We start from the raw sequence: 16130 nt of genomic DNA on the forward strand, positions 1-16130 counted from the left end.
CTGTGAGGACGGAAGGAGTGCGCTGCCCGCACGGTCGGCCGCTGAGTCCAGCGGCCGACTCGAAGGGGGGCGAGCCGTCAGCCCAGTTCCGTGTCCAGCCACTGCAGGACCTCGGGTGTCACGGGGTCGGTGATGTCGGAGAACTCGTCATGCTTCGTCAGGAACTTGGCCACGTACGGGCAGACGGGCACGATCCGCTTTCCGGAGTCACGCACGTCGGTGAGCGCCTCCTGAACCAGCCGGGAGGCCAGACCCTGTCCGGCGAAGGCCTCGTCGACCACGGTGTGGTAGAAGACGCGCTGTTCACCGCGGTCAAGGTAGGCGGTCAGTCCGGCGCGCTTGCCGTCGACCAGGATTTCGTAACGGTTCTTGGCGTCATTCCGCTCTACGGTCGGAGCGGTGGAGTGCTGGCTCATCGGGTGCCTTTCAGATGGGGGATGTGACGCGCCGGACAGGTCAGTGGCGCGGTGGATTCCTGCGTGGCCTGATGACGGCGTTCGGCAGAGCGGGGGCGGGAAGACGCTCTCCGGCATACCCTTCGACGGCGCCGAAGCGCTCGGAGGAGTTCTGCCAGTCGTCCCGGGCCTTGGCGATGTCTTCGTGGCTGCGCCCGATGAAATTCCACCACATACCGCGGATTTCACATATCTGTGCAGGTCAGGGACGTCTTGGACCGTCGGGGATCAGCAAAACGTCAGCATTGGTCTCCGAGGAGTCGCTGGGTCATGGTGTCGAGGTCTTTGGTTCACGGTATGGGCAGGTTCTTCAAGGACTGCGAGCATCCGGCGTCGAGGTGGTCGAAGTGCCCGCACCTGTACAAGATCCGGTACCGGGACGCGGCCGGGAAGCAGGTCGAGGAGTCGGGGTTCGCCACCCAGGACCGGGCGATCCGCCGGTTGACGGAGATCTACAACACGAAGAAGGCGGCTGGTCGCAACCAGGCGAAGGCGGAACGGGCCGCGAAGTACGGTGCGATGCGCTTCGCCGAGTACGCCACCGAGTGGAAGGCCGGCCAGCGGGACCTGGCCCCGGCCTCCGTGCGGCATCTGGGCTCGCTGCTCGAGCACCACCTGGACGAACACCATCGGCAGCGTCATCCATGGGAGACCGTACGGCGTGCGGTGACGGAGAGTTCGGCGGTCACGCCCGGCGGAGTGGCCGCGGGTTGCGGGCCGAGGCGGTGGACACGGTGGCGCAGCGGGTCGTAGCCGTATCGGCCAGGAGGCAGGCAGCAGTCGGCGCCGACGACGAGTTCGGTGTCCACCGGGTGCAGCGCACCGGCGGAGGGGGCCGGGCGCAGCCGTCCCGAGCCGTCCGAGGCGGCGAGGGAGAGTCGGAGCAGGGCCCGCAGGTCGAGCTCGGCCGGGCCGGCTTGGCAGCGGCGGGCCCGGCCAGGCCGGGCCCGCCGGTGTGTCGGGGCCGGGACACCGCGCGGAGCGGGCGTTCCGCAGAGCAGTGGCGAGGTCCACCGGAAGGTCCTCCCGCGGGTGGTCCATATCCTCCGGGCGGCCGCCGCCGACGGGGCGTTCCATGCCCGCTGGACGGCTTTCCCGGAGGTGTTTCGCCTCCCCTGCAAGACCGTCGCCAAGGCGTTCCATGGCCTCGGGGCTGCGGCTCCCGGAGTAGGTGATCTCCGTCCATCGGGCGGTCGTGAACGCGGGGGGCAGGCCGCGCAGTTGGTCCCCTGTGGCGCGCAGTGGGGAGGCGGTGATCTCGTCGCGCTGAGCGGCGCTGGTGGTGTAACGGTCCCAGAAGCAGATGTCCCGTTCTCTTTGGTGGATAGCCGGCGATGTCGACCGGCCCCTGATCACCGCCTGGGCGAGATCCAGCCCATGTTGCCGGATCGTCGTGTTGCAGTCGCTGTTCCGGCCCCCAGCCCACCACCCCCCCCGCCCCACCTTCACGGTCGAGCCCTGCTGGCCCGAGGTCTTCGCGTCCGCTCAGGCATCGGCGTGCGCGGGAGCGTCCTGCTTGCCGCCCGTGACGACGAAGGCCATGATCAGCGCGGCCACGACGAACACCAGCGCCCCACCGATGAAGGCCCGGGTGAAGCCGTACGTCATCGCCTCCTGCGCCCGGGCGACCAGGGCGGCGTCATCCCTGTCCAGGCCGTCGAAGTACTCCGCGTTGGCGTTCGGCAGGCGGGTGTTGGCTTGGAGGTACGCCACCATGGCGAGGGCGGCGACGCCGACGGCTCCCCCGGCCTGCTGCGCGGTGTTGAGCAGGCCCGACGCGCTGCCCGAGTCGGCCTCGTCGACACCGCGCACCGCGCCGAGCGTCAGCGGCACGAAGGTCAGGCCGAGTCCGGCGGCGGTGACGAACATGGCGGGCATCAGTGTGCCCACGTAGGCGGAGTGCGGGGTCAGCCGACTCAGCCAGAGCATCCCGGTCGCGGCGGCGACCAGGCCGGGCCCGGCCACCATCCAGGGTGGCAGCTTGACGACGAGCTTCGAGGCGATCGGGGCCATCATGCCGATGCCGGCGCTGAACGGCAGGTAGGCCAAGCCCGTCTTGACGGCCCCGTAGTCCAGCACGTGCTGCATGTACAGGGTCAGGAAGTAGAAGGTCGAGAACATGCCCAGTCCGGTGAGGAACAGTGCCGCGTACGTGCCGACGCGGCTGCGGTCCTTCAGGATGTGCAGGGGCAGCATGGGGTGTGCGATGCGGGCCTGGCGCTCCAGGAACAGCACGAGCAGCACCGCGGCGACCGCCAGGTAGGTCGCCGTGACGGGGCCGGTCCAGCCGGTCTGTCCGCCCCGGGTGACCCCGTAGATCAGGGAGAGCAGACCGGCCGTGCCCGCCGCCGCGCCCGCGAGATCGAGCTTGCCGTGGTCGCGGTCGGCCTCTTCGAGCACGGTCGTTCCGGCCAGCACGGCGATGCCGATGGGGATGTTCACCAGCAGCACCCACCGCCAGTCGAGGTACTCGGTGAGGAGTCCGCCGAGGATCAGGCCCAGGACCGACCCGACACCGGCCATGGCGGCATACGTGCCCATGGCGCGGTTGCGCTGCTTACCCTCGGGGAAGTTCGTCGCGATCAGCGCGAGCGCCGTGGGCGCCGCGACGGCCGCGCCCACGCCCTGGAGCACCCGGGCGCAGATCAGCAGTCCCTCGTTCGGGGCCAGGCCGCCGAGCGCCGAGGCCAGGACGAAGGTGACGATGCCGAGCCGGAACACGCGGCGGCGGCCGAAAAGGTCACCGGCCCGGCCGCCGAGTAGCATCAGTCCGCCGAAGGTGACCGCGTACGCGTTGACCACCCAGGCCAGATTGCCGTCGGACATGTCGAGTGCGCTCTGGATGCTCAGCAGGGCGATGTTCACGATGGTGGCGTCGAGCACCACCATCAGCTCCGCGGCGGCGATGACCAGCAGGGCCAGTACCGGACGACGGTTGAACCCGGCGGCGGCCATCGCCCCGGGGCTCGCGCCGGTCTGTGTTGCTGATGACATGGGACCTCCAGATCGTGGCCCCCGCTACCGTGGACGTCCTCGTCCCCGCGACGACTTGTGCAGCAAGGGCCGGATGACTCAACGAAGGGAAAACTGATGCGTGTTCGTACAACGAAGGCTATTGCGGTCACCGCCACCGGCCTGCTCGCCGGCGCGTTCGGCTATGGCGCGGTCAATTTGGGTCCGACCTTCTGGAGCGTGCCGTTGGAAACACGGCTGACGTTTCATGCCGAACTGATGAAGATGAACTCTCCGGTGATGCTGACGGCGATGGGGGTCTCCGCCCTCGGCGCCCTGGCGCTGACCTTGCAGACTCGTGGCCGGGAGCGCTGGCTCGCGGCCGGGGCGACGGCGCTGACCGCGACTTCCTTCCTGGTCACCCGCTTCGGTAACGTACCGATCAACGCGCAGATCAAGGTGTGGGCGGTCACATCGCCGCCGGCCGACTACGCCGAGATCCTGCACCGTTGGGACCTGTTCAACCAGACGCGCACGGCCACCGCGCTGGCTGCCTTCGTCCTGCTCGTCATCGCTCAGAGCGGTTCCGGTCCGCGTGCGACTCGTTCCGCCACGCCTTCCAGCTGACGGTTGAGAGCCATCTCCGTCTCCGTCAAAGGCTGGTCCCAGAGCATGTTTTCAGGGTGCCCGGGTACCGCCGGCTCGCCGGCGTCGGGGGTGGGAACGGAGAACTGGCTCTGGCCGAAGGCGACGAATCCATCCGCGAAAAAGCGCCACAGGGACCTCAAGGACAAACGCATGGGGACATCGTGGCCGGTCGTGAAAAAGCACGGATAAAGTCCGGGATTCTTCATGACCGGCCGTCGTCCTCGGCTCAGGCGGACGCTCGAATCGGCATGTGGAGCACCTTGTCGTCGGCGAGCACGGTCTGGTGGGCCATGCGCAGTTCCAGCCCGGGTTCGATGCCGAGCTCCTCGATGAGGTGCGCCCGGGTGCGGCGGTAGGAGGCGAGCGCGTCACCGCTGCGGCCGCTGCGGTGGAGCGCCGTCATGAGCCGGGCGCAGAACCCCTCGCTGAGCGGGTTCTCCGCCACCATCCTGCTGAGTTCGCCGATGAGTTCGAGGTGCCGGCCGAGCTCTAGGTCCAGGTCGATGCGCCGCTTGAGCGCGCTCATCCACTCCTCGTCGTACTGCAGTGCGGTACCGGAGAGCGCCGAGCTCTCCCGCAGGCCCTCCAGCGTCGGCCCTCGGCGGAGGTCCAGGGCTTCCCGGTACTGCTTCGAGGCCAGGTCGTGGTGGCCCGCCACCGCCGACTGCGCGGCCATCGCACACAGCCGGTCGAAGCACACGGTGTCGAGAATGCCCTCGTTGACCTGGAGCTGGTAGCCGGGCGCCCGGGTACGCAGGGTGCACCAGCGGCCGTCGAGGTCGTAGCGGATCAGGAACTTTGCGCAGCTGCGAGACGTACACGCGGAGCGCGGCGAGCGCGGTGGTCGGCGGCCTGTCGCCCCACAGTTCGCGGAGGAGGGCATCATTGGACACGGTCGCGTTGGGCCGGATGAGCAGGGCGGCCAGCAGCTGCCGCAACTTGCGCTGAGGCAACGGGACTTCCGTGGACCCCACGACGATCTCCAGTGGCCCCAGCAGGCCCAGCGCGACTCCGCGGGGGGTGATGTCCGGCAGACCGCACGTCGGCTGCTGCTCCATGGTGAGGGTCATCTCAGCACCTCCAGACGCGGGTGGGCGCTGCGGAAGAACGTCAGCGGCTGCTCCTCGCGCAGCAGGCCCAGGTCGACTACCTCGCCGACGATGATGACGTGGTCCCCGCCAGGGAACGTGGTGTGCAGACGGCAGTCGAGGAAGGCCAGCGCGTCACCCAGAACCGGGGAGCCGGTCGCACCGGAGCCGTGCGGCAAGTCGCCGAAGTCCGCGGTGTCGCGGCGGGCGAAGGCCCGGCAAAGACCCGCCTGGTCGGCGGCCAGGATGTTGACGGCGAAAGCGCCGGCTTTCTCGACGGCGGCGAGAGCCCGCGAATCCTTGTGCACGCAGAACAGCACCAGGGCGGGGTCGAGGGAGACCGAGGTGAAGGAATTCACCGTGACCCCGACCGGATCCTCTCCGTCGGCCCTTTGACACGTCACGACGGCGACGCCTGTCGGATAGCGGCCGCACACCTCGCGAAGCACCCCCGCCTCCACGGGCGTAGCGCCCCTTTCCTCGGTAACGGAAACGATAAAGCTGTCCAACGTGCTCCCCCTAGAAATACCGCGCTCATCTCTCTCACCGGCGCGAAGCGGCGCCGGGAGCGGAAAGCGCTGGCACCAGACCCTAACGAGGCTACGTCGGCACCGCCTTCGTCCCAAAGGACAAGGCGGGGCGTACTTTCGGCTGGACCGCCCCTACCAGAGCACGGTGCCGGATCGCATAAGCCCTGCTCAAGAATGAGCGGAGAAGACCCTCCGAGCGCGGTGAGGGTCTGCCCCGGGCTTTGGCCCCGGCCGACGCACGGCGCCCCCCGGTCTTGGGCCATTGCCGCAGCCACTTTTCCCCGCCCTCATCCGCGCTTTATCGCGCCGGGTGAACCTGTTTTGGCCGGTCACCGAGCGACCGGACCCGGAACGGAAGGAATCAGAATGCGCAGCACTCTCATCGTGGCTCGCATGAAGCCGTCCGCCGAAGCTGACGTGAAGCGCATCTTCGCCGAATCCGACGCCGGCAAACTTCCCCACCTGATCGGTGTGAAGGAACGCAGACTGTTCCGCTTCCACGATCTCTACATGCACTACATGGCGTCCGACGAAGACGTGAGCGGGCCCATCTCCGAATTGACGGGCCATGAGCTTTTCGTCGATGTCAGCGAGCGGCTGAGCCCCCACATCTCGGCATACGACCCGGCGACGTGGCGCGGCCCTCAGGACGCCATGGCCCATGAGTTCTACACCTGGCGCGCGCAGGGCTGACGCGGCCCGTGCCTGCACATCCCGGGGACCAGACGTCACCGGTTGGGGGGACCGCACCGCTGGTGCGGGACAGCGAAAGGAGGCTGGCGTGGCCAGCGAAGGAATGACCAAGATCGCGGCGAAGGACGTCGAGTCCAACAGGCGTCGGGGCGGCGACCTGCGCACGCTGCTCAGCCCGGCCACGGCACACGCCACCGCGGGCTTCATGGGGGTGCTCACCCTCCAGCCCGGTGAGGTCGTCACCGAGCACTACCACCCGTACTCCGAGGAGTTCCTGTACCTCGTCAGCGGGGAGCTGCTCACGAAGATCGACGGGGAGCCGATGCCGCTCGCCGCGGGGGAGGCGCTGCACCTGAAGATCAACGTCCGCCACCGGCTGGAGAACCACGGCACGGAGCCAGCCTTCATGGTCTTCCAGCTGGGCCCGCTGGCGCCCCGTCCGGAGCTGGGCCACGTCGACACAGAGCCCCTGCCGGGTCAGGAGCCGGCGTGACCCGCCGCAAGGCCGTCGTCACCGGGATCGGAGTCGTGGCCCCGGGCGGCGTCGGCATCAAGGCCTTCTGGCAGCTGCTGACCGACGGCCGTACGGCCACCCGAACCATCTCCCACTTCGATGCCTCGGCCTACCGCTCGAGGATCGCGGCGGAGTGCGACTTCGACGCCGCCGCCGCGGGGCTGACCTCCGAGGAGGTCCAGCGCATGGACCGCGCCGCGCAGTTCGCCGTGGTCGCCGCGCGGGAGGCCCTGGCGGACAGCGGTGCTGCGACCGACCGGGTGCCGCCGCACCGCATCGGTGTCTCGATCGGCAGCGCCGTGGGCGCCACCATCACGCTGGAGCAGCAGTACGTCAAGGTCAGCGACCGCGGCGACAACTGGGTCGTGGACGCGTCGAACCCGTACCCGCACCTGTACGGGGCGCTGGTCCCGGGCACGCTCGCCACCGAGGTGGCGTGGACGGCCGATGCCCAGGGCCCGGTCCGGGTGGTGTCAACGGGCTGCACCTCGGGGCTCGACTCCGTGGCCCAGGGTGCCCAGTTCGTCCAGGACGGGTCGGCCGACGTCGTCCTGGCCGGTGCCACCGACGCGCCCATCTCGCCGATCACCGTCGCCTGTTTCGACGCGATCAGGGCGACCTCGCCCAACAACGAGGACCCCGAGCACGCCTCGCGGCCCTTCGACCGCAACCGCGACGGCTTCGTGCTCGGCGAGGGCGCGGCCGTACTGGTCCTGGAGGACGAGGAGTCCGCGCGGCGCCGTGGTGCGCGCGTGTACTGCGAGGTCGCGGGATACGCACAGCGCAGCAACGCGTTCCACATGACCGGTCTTCGCCCGGACGGCAAGGAGTTGGCCGAGGCGGTGCGGGTGGCGCTGTACCGCGCCCGGGTACCGGCCAATGCCACGTCGATCTCCTTCGCCTCGTACTGCGCGCAGGCCTGTGCCGTTCCGTCGAGGAGGGCCTTGAAATCGTCGTTGTCGGGCCACCAGAGGCCGGTGTGCGGCACCTCCTCCAAGGCGTCGAAGACGCTCGCGTCGCGGTCGGCACGGTACTTGCGCAGGGCGTTGTTGATCCGCAGGGTGCCGGGGGTGTTGCCGCTTCCCCAGATGCGGAACACCGCGTCCCAGAGACGAAAGTGCGAGAAGGCGATGAACGAGCAGTTGACGAGCATGTCGTTGTAGTCGAGCAGGCCCTGCTCAAGCTCCTCGACGTAGCGGAAGCGCTCCTCGTCGAAGTCGTCGTCCGCGAGTGCGGCGAGGAGCCGAGGGGCGAGGGCGTGGATGATCTCGAAGGTGTTGGACATGCCGCGCGAGTACAGCGGGTCGAGGAAGCCCGCGGCGTGGGACATCAGGCACCAACGGTGGCCCACGGTCTGGTCGGAGGAGTACTGCAGCCGGCCGGTGGACACCCACTCCCTGACCTTCCTGGCCCCCTCGAACTGCCGCTCCACCGCCGGGAACCGGCTCAGCAGCTGTGTGAACTCCTCCTCCGCGCTGACGCCCTCCGGCTTGGGGTACAGCCGTGGGTCGAGCGTGACACCCACGCTGCACAGCGGGTTGCGCGAGAGCTCGTGCTTGTCGAAGGGGATGATCCAGAACCAGCCCCGCTCGAAGAGGTGGTGCATGGTGCCGTTGTGCCAGGGCACCGGCGGCCGGCTCTTCTCGGGCACGTCCAGCACGTCGTCGAACGGCTTCACCCCGATCATGTGCGTAAACAGCGACCGGGAGTGGTGCCGGAACCGGGCCGGCTGCTCGCGCAGGCCGAGGCGGTCGGCCAGCGGCGAGCGCAAGCCGCTCGCGTCCACCAGGTAGCGAGCCCGGACCACGTGCCCGTCGGCGCCGGTCACGGTGACACCGTCGTCGTCGAAGTCGATCTTCTCCGCGCGCCACTGCTGGCGCGTGTCGCAGCCGTGTCCGACGGCGACGCGCAGCAGGTAGGCGTCGCTGTCCTGGCGGAAGAGGTGGCTGGCGGACGTCAGCGCGTCGGGGATGACGAACTGGTGCGCCTCGTCCGGGTCGGGCTCCTGCCCCGGACGGTGCAGCATGAAGCCGAAGTGCTGCTTGCGGCCGAAGGTATTGCTCACCTTCTCGTTGATGGTCGTCGCGTCGGTGAGGGCCTGGAGCTCGGGGATGTCGTAGCGTTCGGCGAGCACCTGGAGCCAGGCGACGAGCTGGGGAATCATGGACTCCCCCACCGCGAAGCGGGGGTGGGTGCTCGCGTCGGCGATCAACACCTTGGCCCCGCTGCGGGCCAGTACCGCGCCGAGGGTGGATCCGGCGATTCCCGATCCCAGGATCACCACGTCGTGGCTGGGCCTTTGTGTGGACACTGTCGGTTCCCTTCGCACTCGTTTGGTCCGGCCGCCGTATTGCCGTCGGCGCCCGCGCGACCACCCTTGCGTACGCCGATGAAGGCGTGAGAAAGCGCGCGCAAGCCACCGCGCCGTAGCACGGTGGCTTGCGTCGTCAGGCGCGGCTCTGCGGGTCGGCCTGCGTGGCGAAGGCTGCGGCGTCGGGCGCCACCTCCTGCCCCCCGTACCCGGCCGCGTCGTCGTCGGCAGGGTGGGTCCTTGGGCCGGGTGCCTGTCCGGGGGAAGTAACAAGCAGCCGGCCCAAGGAGCGCGGGAACCACCAGTTGGAGCGCCCGAGAAGGGTGACCAGAGCCGGGGTGAGCAGGCCCCGGACCACGGTGGCGTCGATGACGATGCCCGCCGCCAGAGCGGTGGCGAACACCTTCACGTCGGTGATCGGAATGCTGGCCAGCGCGGTGAAGGCCAGGAAGAGGATGAGCGCCGCGGAGGTGACGAGCCGGCCCGTGCGGCTGATGCCGGTCACGACGGAGGGGACCACGGTGTCGCGCTCGCCCCTGGCCGTCAGCTCCAGGTGGGTCTCACGGATGCGGTGGAGGATGAACACCTCGTAGTCCATGGACAGCCCGAAGAGGAAGGCGAACACCGCCATGGGAATCCAGATGGTCACCGCCCCGATCGCCGGGGTGTCGAACAGCGCCTCGCTGCCGTAGCCCTTCTGCCAGACAAGGACGACCACACCGTAGGCCGCGCAGGTGGACAGCGCGTTGAGGATCAGAGCCTTGATCGGCAGGACGACCGAGCGCAGGGTACGGGCGAGCACCACGAAGGTGAGCAGGGCGACGAAGATCAGGATGAGCCCGAGGGAGCCGTAGACCGCGTCGATGAAGTCGACGTCCGTGGCGGGCCCGCCGCCGGCCAGGGTGCCGGGGGTGTCCTGGGCGACGTCCATGACCTCGGTCACGGTGGACCGGCCGGCGCTGCTGGAGGGGTCGGCCGTGGTCCACACGTCGATGATGCGCTGGCCGCCGCGCGCCCAGTCGGCCGGGGCGGCGGAGCCCGCGACGCCGTCGAGCCCGGCGAGCTGGGTGTGCAGGGCGTCGCCGCCGCCCGCGGGCACGACGACCTCGAGGGGGCGGGCGATGCCCTCGCCGAAGCCCGCGTCGACGATCCGCTGGAACGCGGCGGCGGGCTTGCCGCCCTGGGCGAGGGTCACGGTGGCCGGCTGCCCCAGGCGCAGGGCGAGGACGGGCGCGGCCAGGCCCAGCAGTACCGCGCCGCTGAGCACGGCGCACAGTGCGGGACGGCGGGTGGTGACTCCGGCGATCCGGCCCCACAGCTTGCTGTCCGGGCGGTGGGCCCGGCGCGGCCGGTCGAGATTGTCGCCCCAGGCGTACAGCATGACGGGCAGCAGAGTGACGGCGATGGCGACGCTGACCAGCGGGATCAGCAGACCCGCGTAACCGACGCTGCGCAGGAACGGGACGGGCAGGACCACGAGCGCGGCCAGGGAAATGGCCACTGTGGCGCCGCTGAGTGCGACGGCGTGGCCGGCGCTGGCGACGGCCCGTACGACCGCCTCTCGGCGCGCCTCGGGGTCGGCGCCGTCCGACCCGGGCTTCTGCCGCTCCTCGCGCCAGCGGGTGACGATGAGGAGCGCGTAGTCGATCGCGATGCCCAGGCCGATGAGCGCCACCAGGAACTGGACGATGAAGGAGACATCGGTGATCCCGGTGATGCCGCGCACCAGCAGGAACGTGGTGGGGATGGCGACCATGGCCATCAGCAGGGGCACGATGGCGAGGCCGCTGGCGAAGACAAGGGCCAGGACGATCAGGGCACCGAGTGCGCCGATCAAGGTCTCGTAGATCGGGCTGCGCGTGGCTCCGCTGTCACGCCCGGAGAGGACCGGCTGTCCGGTCAGCTCGACCGGGGCTCCGGCGATCTTCGTGTGCTCGACGACCGCCTTGATGCCCGGGAGGGACTGTTCGTACGGGACGTTGGAGCGGTTGGCCGGCGGGTAGACGAGCGCGACGGTAGTGCGCTTGTCCTGGGAGACCAGGGACTCGCCGCCGGGGTCCGCATAGGAGACGCTGCGGCCGCCCTTCGGAGTGACCTTGGCGATCAGCGCGCCCCACTGCTTGCGCACGCCTTCGCTGTCGACGGTCGTGCCCTTGGGCGCGGTCACCACGAGCAGCAGGGGGGCATTCTTGCCGCCGGTCTGGGCGAAGCGCTGGGCCAGGGCGTCGTTCGCCGCCTGTGACTGCTTGTCAGGGAGCCGCGACTCGTAGGAGAGCTTGTCGATCGTGCTGCCCGACAGGGCACCTCCGGCCAAGGTGAGCACCACCCAGACCAGTACGACGGGCAGCCGATGGGAGAGCACCCACCGCGTCATGCGCTCCAAGGTAACCCTCCTGTAGGGACGCTACTGTGTAGCCAAGCTACATATACCGGAGGACAAGTTAGCCCGGTGATCCCGGCGACGCAACACCAAATCTGGTGCCCAGCAATGGAGTTGACATGGAGTGACATGTTCCGGAAACGCGGAGAGCCCTCGGCGGGCGCACCCCGAGAGGGGGTGTCGCCCGCCGAGGGCTCTCTTCACGGACCGCTCCGGGGCGGACAGCGCAGCCGACGGCGGCCAGGGCCGAACAGGGTTGGCGCTACAGGGAGTCGGTCCCGCGAAGGACGGCGAGGAAGCGCTTCAGGGCCGTGCCGAAGTACGCTCCGGCCAGGAGCGTCAGCGTCGCGGGGATTGCGACCATGGGCCAGTCCAGGGACTCCGGATGGCTCAGGCCCCGGTTGAGCAGAAGGAGGACCAGCGCACCCAGGACGCCGAGCAGGCCGATGAGGGCCGCGAGGGTGCCGGTGGTGATGGTCTGGTCGCGGCGGGCGGCCGCCGCGGCGATTCCGGTGCCCTTCCGGAGCCCTGACAACGCGCCCGCCAGGGACAGCACACAGCCGAAGGCCACGATCGACAACCCGATCAGAAGCAGCGGCGGGTGGTCCGGCCAGGGCCCGGCCGGGCCCCCGAGCAGCGCGGAGGCCCAGGTAGCCGCGAGCAGCGGCAGAGCGCAGACCGCCTGCAGGGACAGCCGGTTGGCGCTGATGCGCACCGTGGCGTCGTTGTAGGCGCGGGCGACCTCGGAGGGCGGACCCCACTCCAGGACGGCGCGGTGCGCAGCCTCTTCGACGTCGGTGCAGTCGTCCAGGTTGCACTCCGCCGCGCACTGGAGGCCGTCCAGCAGCTCGTCGATGATGTCCGAGCGGCGCGAGTCCGGTCCGACCAGGTACTCGGCCACGTGGTCGGTGTAGCGCTGCAGTACGGCCATCACGCCTTCCCGCCCAGTACGACCGTGATGACGGAGGAGATCTCCTGCCACGCCGTCCGCTTGTCGGCCAGGGCGCGGCGTCCGGCCGTTGTGAGGAAGTAGTTGCGGCGGCGGCGGCCGTTGTGGGTAATCCACTCGCTGCCGACCAGCCCCGCGGCCTCGAGCCGGTGCAGCGCCGGATAGACCGTCCCGGTGGGGAGGTTGATGGCATCGCCGCTGCGCCGCCTGAGTTCCTCGATGACGGCATAGCCGTGTTGCGCGCCGGGTTCGAGGACCGACAGCAGCATGCCTTCCAGATTGCCTCTCAGGTTCTCCGCCTTCACGTTTCCTCACACTACACAGCGGAACCGGACACGTCTGCCGGGATCGCGCGGTCCCGGGCCGGTCGCGGTGGTGCCGGTGCGGCGGCCATCTGCTGCGCGGCGTCGCGTGCGCACGCAGAAGCGAGGTCTCGCCGGGCTCTGACGCCCAGTTTGCGGTAGACGCGGGTGAGGTGCTGCTCCACCGTGCTGACCGTGCCGCGCAGGCAATGCGAGATCTCCTTGTTGGTGTGCCCGTCCGCCGCGAGCACGGCCACGCGCCGTTCCGCGGCGCTGAGAGGGCCGACGGCGGCGGCCCCGTCCCCACGGCGCTCACCCGGTCGCCGCCCGTGCGGCGCCAGCGCTTCGAGCTCGGCCGCGAGGGCGGCCGCCAGCGGCCGGGCCCCGCACCGCCCGGCGAGCCGGGCGGCCGTCGCCAGGCCCGTCCGGAGGTGGCCGCGGGCGAGCTCGGCCAGGGCGTCCGCGGTCTGCAACGAGTCGCCGGCGGCGCGCAGGACGGCGACGGCCTCGGTGAGCAGAGCGATGCGTTCGGCGCCGTACTCGGTGTCCGCCAGGACCCGCAGCGTGAGCCCGCGGGTCGACAGCAGCGTGCGCGTGGCCCGGACCTCGGTGCCGGTCGGCGGATCCGCGGCCGGGCCCCCGGTCATCGGCGCCGCCCGACGGACGGTCAGGGCGGCCTCGTCGAACCGGCCGGGCCAGAGCAGGTGCCTGGCCAGGTCCAGCGCGTGCCGGCCGGGCAGCAGGCCGTCGCGCAGCGCCGTGGCGAGTTCCTCGAAGTGCCGCGCGCCGAAAGACGGGTCGAGCAGCCAGGCGGTGGCCGCCAGCCGGGCTCTGAGCCCCGCCCGTTCGCCGTCGTCCCGGCACGCGGCTGGAGCGGCGGCAAGGCAGGCCCGCGCGTCGTGAATCCGGTCGGCCGCCAGGTGGCGCCCAGCGGCGTCGCGCAGCACGGCCACGGCCCAGGGCAGGTCGTCGTGTGCCGCCGCGAGCAGGTGCGGGGCGATCCGCGTGGCGGCGGCCCCGTCCGCGTGGAGCAGCACCGCCGCCCGGCGGTGCAGGTCCCGGCGGGCGGGTGCGGCGAGGCTGCGCAGTACCGCTGCGCGTGCTGCGGGATGCCACAGCCGCGTACCGCTGAGGAGTCCGGCCGTCTCCAGCGCCCCGCAGCGCCCCGCGACGGCCGCGGGCTGCGCGTCGAGCATCCGGGCCGGCAGGTCGTCGTCCGTTTCCTCCTCGTCGACCACGGCGAGGACCTGGGCGAGCGCGAGGACGGCGGGGCCGCCCCGGTGCAGGCAGCTCAGCACAGTGTCCGCGTAGGCATCGGCGAGGACGGGCTCCGCCGCCGCCCGCCGCGGTGCCGGCACGCTTCTGGTCGGCCACGATCGCCCGCAGGAGCAGGGGGTTTCCGGCAGTGATGCGGTGGCAGTTCGCCGCCAGCACCTCCGCCGCGGCCCTGCCGAGGGAGCGGGCCAGCACGGTGGCCACCGCCGCGCGCGACAGGCCTTCCAGTACGACGTGGCGGTAGCGGGGGTGGCGCCGCAGCTCGGCGTGCAGCCCCAGGTGGGCCGGCCGGGAGGCGATGCACTCGGCGACCACCAGGGCAATGCGCGACGAGCGCAGCTGCCGCGCCAGCTGGAGGATCGCGTGCAGGGAGAGGGAGTCGGCGAGGTAGATGTCGTCGACGCACAACAGGACCGGCACCTTCTCAGCCGTCTGCAGGAGCCCCGCAGTCAGGTCGTGCAGGGCCGCGCCGGTCGCCCGGTCGGGCGGCCACTGGGCCGAGCCGCCACCGGGCAGGCGTGCGGGAAACCGTGCCAGGGTGCGGGCGAGGGCGCCGCCTGCGTCTCCCGGGAACTCCGTGTATCGCACCAGCTGGCCGAGCACGCCGCCCTGCGTATCCCGTTCCGGCCAGGAGCCGGTGGCCCGCAGCACGGCGTGACCCGCCTGTACGGCCTCGCATCGCAGCGCGTCGAGGAGTTCGGTGCGCCCGCAGTCGAGGCTGCCGCTGACGGCCGCGACGCCGCCCCGGCCCTGGGCCGCGTCCTCGAACACCTCGGCCAGTTCGGCGAGTCGGGGAGCTCGTTCAGCCGGCCGCACGGGTGCCTCGTCCGATGGCGCCCACATCCTCCCCGGAGACGCCGCCGACGGCACCCGGCTCAGGTACGACGGCCAGGCCCCGCCAGGAGCTCCTCGCGCGGATCAGGTTCAGCACCGGCCCAGAGGCGGTCGGTGGCCAGGGCGCCGAACAGCGTCGGTCCCATGAGGATGCCGGCAAGTATCTCGCCGACCACGGGCGGCTGGCCGATGCGGCCGGCCAGGGCGCCCAGACCGCGGGCGGTGCCCGAGCTGGTCGCCGAAGGACCGTCCCAGGTATTCACCTGGGACATCACCAAGCTCGCCGGACCGGAGAAGGGCGTCTGGTTCCACGCGTATGTGATCATCGACATCTTCAGCCGCTACGTGGTCGGCTGGACGGTCGAGCGTGCCGAATCGGCCGAGCGGGCCAAGGAGTTGATCCGTGAGACCATCAAGCGCAACGGCATCGTGCCCGGGCACGTCCACGCCGACCGCGGCACCTCGATGACGAGCAAGAAGGTCTCCCAGCTCCTGATCGACCTCGGCGTGACCAGGAGCCACTCCCGCCCCGGGGTGAGCAACGACAACCCCTACAGCGAGAGTCACTTCAAGACCGTCAAGTACGCGCCGGACTACCCGGAAAGGTTCGATTCACTGGCGCACGCGCGGGGGTGGATGGAGGGGTTCATCACCTACTACAACCACACCCACCGCCACTCCGGGATCGGCTACCACACCCTGGCCAGCGTGCACTTCGGCACCGCCGAGCTGGTCCGCGAGCAGCGCGCGGCCACGCTCGCCGAGGCATACGCACGACACCCGGAACGGTTCAACCGCCGCCCGAAACCGCCCAAGATCCCCCGCCAAACGTGGATCAACGACCCGGCCAAGTGGCGCCAACCAGAACCACATAATTCATAGCACTACACATGTCTCACTTGACTTGACAGGCAGCGGCTTGCAAGGCCGACTTCGGCGCGATGAGCCGCACAACGAGTCTGGCTGATTCGCCGCGCATCGCTTCACGCCGTCCACGGCCGGAGGTCCCGCTCGCCATCCGGCAAACGCACGGCGCCTCTGGCTGAACATGCAGCTCGCCGCGCCGGCCCCTCAGTCCTGGACCGGAAGGCCCCTTCGGGGCATTGACCTGCATGGGCCACCAGCCCCGCGCGGGTGTGCGGAATGCCTGCGCGGAGCCTCAGCCACTTCATAGCCCTACTCGGCGAGCCTCGCCCTGC

At 70.4% G+C, this 16130-nt stretch carries 15 protein-coding genes and 4 pseudogenes; 6 read left to right on the forward strand and 13 right to left on the reverse strand.

What is annotated here, in order from left to right:
* Positions 1-77 precede the first annotated feature (77 nt).
* Positions 78-416: a GNAT family N-acetyltransferase gene (locus BIV24_RS11240; RefSeq protein ID WP_071366106.1), complete on the reverse strand. Its 339-nt coding sequence runs from the start codon at positions 414-416 to the stop codon at positions 78-80.
* A gap of 40 nt (positions 417-456) precedes the next feature.
* Positions 457-630 (reverse strand): annotated as a pseudogene (locus BIV24_RS31610) (pirin family protein); the annotation flags it as partial.
* Between the two features lie 122 nt (positions 631-752).
* On the opposite strand from BIV24_RS31610, the gene BIV24_RS11245 reads away from it, so the two are divergent.
* Entirely contained in the window at positions 753-1208 is a 456-nt protein-coding gene (locus tag BIV24_RS11245) for a hypothetical protein (protein ID WP_071366107.1), read from the forward strand.
* 732 nt (positions 1209-1940) lie between these two features.
* Here BIV24_RS11245 and BIV24_RS11250 read toward each other — a convergent pair.
* Positions 1941-3449 carry an MFS transporter gene (locus tag BIV24_RS11250; RefSeq protein WP_071366108.1) on the reverse strand — a complete coding sequence of 503 codons (1509 nt, stop codon included), beginning with the start codon at positions 3447-3449 and terminating at the stop codon, positions 1941-1943.
* A gap of 57 nt (positions 3450-3506) precedes the next feature.
* Between BIV24_RS11250 and BIV24_RS11255 the strand changes: the two genes are divergently transcribed.
* Positions 3507-4034: an anthrone oxygenase family protein gene (locus tag BIV24_RS11255; protein ID WP_245766759.1), complete on the forward strand. Its 528-nt coding sequence runs from the start codon at positions 3507-3509 to the stop codon at positions 4032-4034.
* Here BIV24_RS11255 and BIV24_RS36410 read toward each other — a convergent pair.
* From BIV24_RS36410 to BIV24_RS11265, 4 genes and pseudogenes are all read right to left on the reverse strand, one after another.
* Positions 3983-4261: a DUF6059 family protein gene (locus tag BIV24_RS36410; protein WP_425442557.1), complete on the reverse strand. Its 279-nt coding sequence runs from the start codon at positions 4259-4261 to the stop codon at positions 3983-3985. The genes BIV24_RS11255 and BIV24_RS36410 overlap by 52 nt on opposite strands.
* Before the next feature lie 20 nt (positions 4262-4281).
* Positions 4282-4941 (reverse strand): AfsR/SARP family transcriptional regulator, encoded by a 660-nt coding sequence (locus BIV24_RS11260; protein WP_071366110.1) that lies wholly within the window; start codon positions 4939-4941, stop codon positions 4282-4284.
* Positions 4910-5125: pseudogene (locus tag BIV24_RS36415) on the reverse strand (AfsR/SARP family transcriptional regulator); the annotation flags it as partial. The gene BIV24_RS11260 and the pseudogene BIV24_RS36415, both read right to left, overlap by 32 nt.
* Positions 5122-5604: a flavin reductase family protein gene (locus BIV24_RS11265; protein WP_071366111.1), complete on the reverse strand. Its 483-nt coding sequence runs from the start codon at positions 5602-5604 to the stop codon at positions 5122-5124. The gene BIV24_RS11265 and the pseudogene BIV24_RS36415, both read right to left, overlap by 4 nt.
* Before the next feature lie 435 nt (positions 5605-6039).
* Between BIV24_RS11265 and BIV24_RS11270 the strand changes: the two genes are divergently transcribed.
* The 3 genes from BIV24_RS11270 (at position 6040) to BIV24_RS35240 (ending at position 8043) form a co-directional block, all read left to right on the forward strand.
* Positions 6040-6366 (forward strand): TcmI family type II polyketide cyclase, encoded by a 327-nt coding sequence (locus tag BIV24_RS11270; protein WP_071366112.1) that lies wholly within the window; start codon positions 6040-6042, stop codon positions 6364-6366.
* A gap of 88 nt (positions 6367-6454) precedes the next feature.
* Positions 6455-6859 carry a cupin domain-containing protein gene (locus tag BIV24_RS11275; RefSeq protein WP_425442558.1) on the forward strand — a complete coding sequence of 135 codons (405 nt, stop codon included), beginning with the start codon at positions 6455-6457 and terminating at the stop codon, positions 6857-6859.
* A 35-nt stretch (positions 6860-6894) separates the two neighbouring features.
* Positions 6895-8043, forward strand: coding sequence for a beta-ketoacyl-[acyl-carrier-protein] synthase family protein (locus tag BIV24_RS35240; protein WP_425442560.1), 1149 nt, complete (start codon positions 6895-6897; stop codon positions 8041-8043).
* Positions 8044-8093: 50 nt separating this feature from the next.
* On the opposite strand, the pseudogene BIV24_RS35245 reads toward BIV24_RS35240, so the two are convergent.
* The 6 genes and pseudogenes from BIV24_RS35245 to BIV24_RS36650 form a co-directional block, all read right to left on the reverse strand.
* Positions 8094-9209: pseudogene (locus tag BIV24_RS35245) on the reverse strand (NAD(P)/FAD-dependent oxidoreductase); the annotation flags it as partial.
* A 118-nt stretch (positions 9210-9327) separates the two neighbouring features.
* The gene (locus BIV24_RS11285) at positions 9328-11565 is read right to left on the reverse strand and encodes an MMPL family transporter (RefSeq protein ID WP_071366115.1); all 2238 of its coding nucleotides are present in this window, start codon (positions 11563-11565) and stop codon (positions 9328-9330) included.
* 268 nt (positions 11566-11833) lie between these two features.
* On the reverse strand, positions 11834-12502 hold the full coding sequence (locus tag BIV24_RS11290; protein ID WP_071366116.1) for a hypothetical protein: 669 nt from the start codon (positions 12500-12502) through the stop codon (positions 11834-11836).
* Positions 12502-12825: a PadR family transcriptional regulator gene (locus BIV24_RS11295; protein WP_071366117.1), complete on the reverse strand. Its 324-nt coding sequence runs from the start codon at positions 12823-12825 to the stop codon at positions 12502-12504. The genes BIV24_RS11290 and BIV24_RS11295 overlap by 1 nt, the downstream gene beginning before the upstream one ends.
* An 11-nt stretch (positions 12826-12836) precedes the next feature.
* Complete coding sequence (locus tag BIV24_RS11300) at positions 12837-14180, reverse strand: helix-turn-helix transcriptional regulator (RefSeq protein WP_071366118.1); 1344 nt, start codon at positions 14178-14180, stop codon at positions 12837-12839.
* A 244-nt stretch (positions 14181-14424) separates the two neighbouring features.
* Positions 14425-14940 (reverse strand): annotated as a pseudogene (locus tag BIV24_RS36650) (ATP-binding protein); the annotation flags it as partial.
* A gap of 135 nt (positions 14941-15075) precedes the next feature.
* Between BIV24_RS36650 and BIV24_RS11305 the strand changes: the two are divergent.
* On the forward strand, positions 15076-15813 hold the full coding sequence (locus BIV24_RS11305; RefSeq protein WP_079168173.1) for a DDE-type integrase/transposase/recombinase: 738 nt from the start codon (positions 15076-15078) through the stop codon (positions 15811-15813).
* Positions 15814-16130 lie beyond the last annotated feature (317 nt).

Source organism: Streptomyces colonosanans, assembly GCF_001866645.1.
Classification (GTDB): domain Bacteria; phylum Actinomycetota; class Actinomycetes; order Streptomycetales; family Streptomycetaceae; genus Streptomyces; species Streptomyces colonosanans.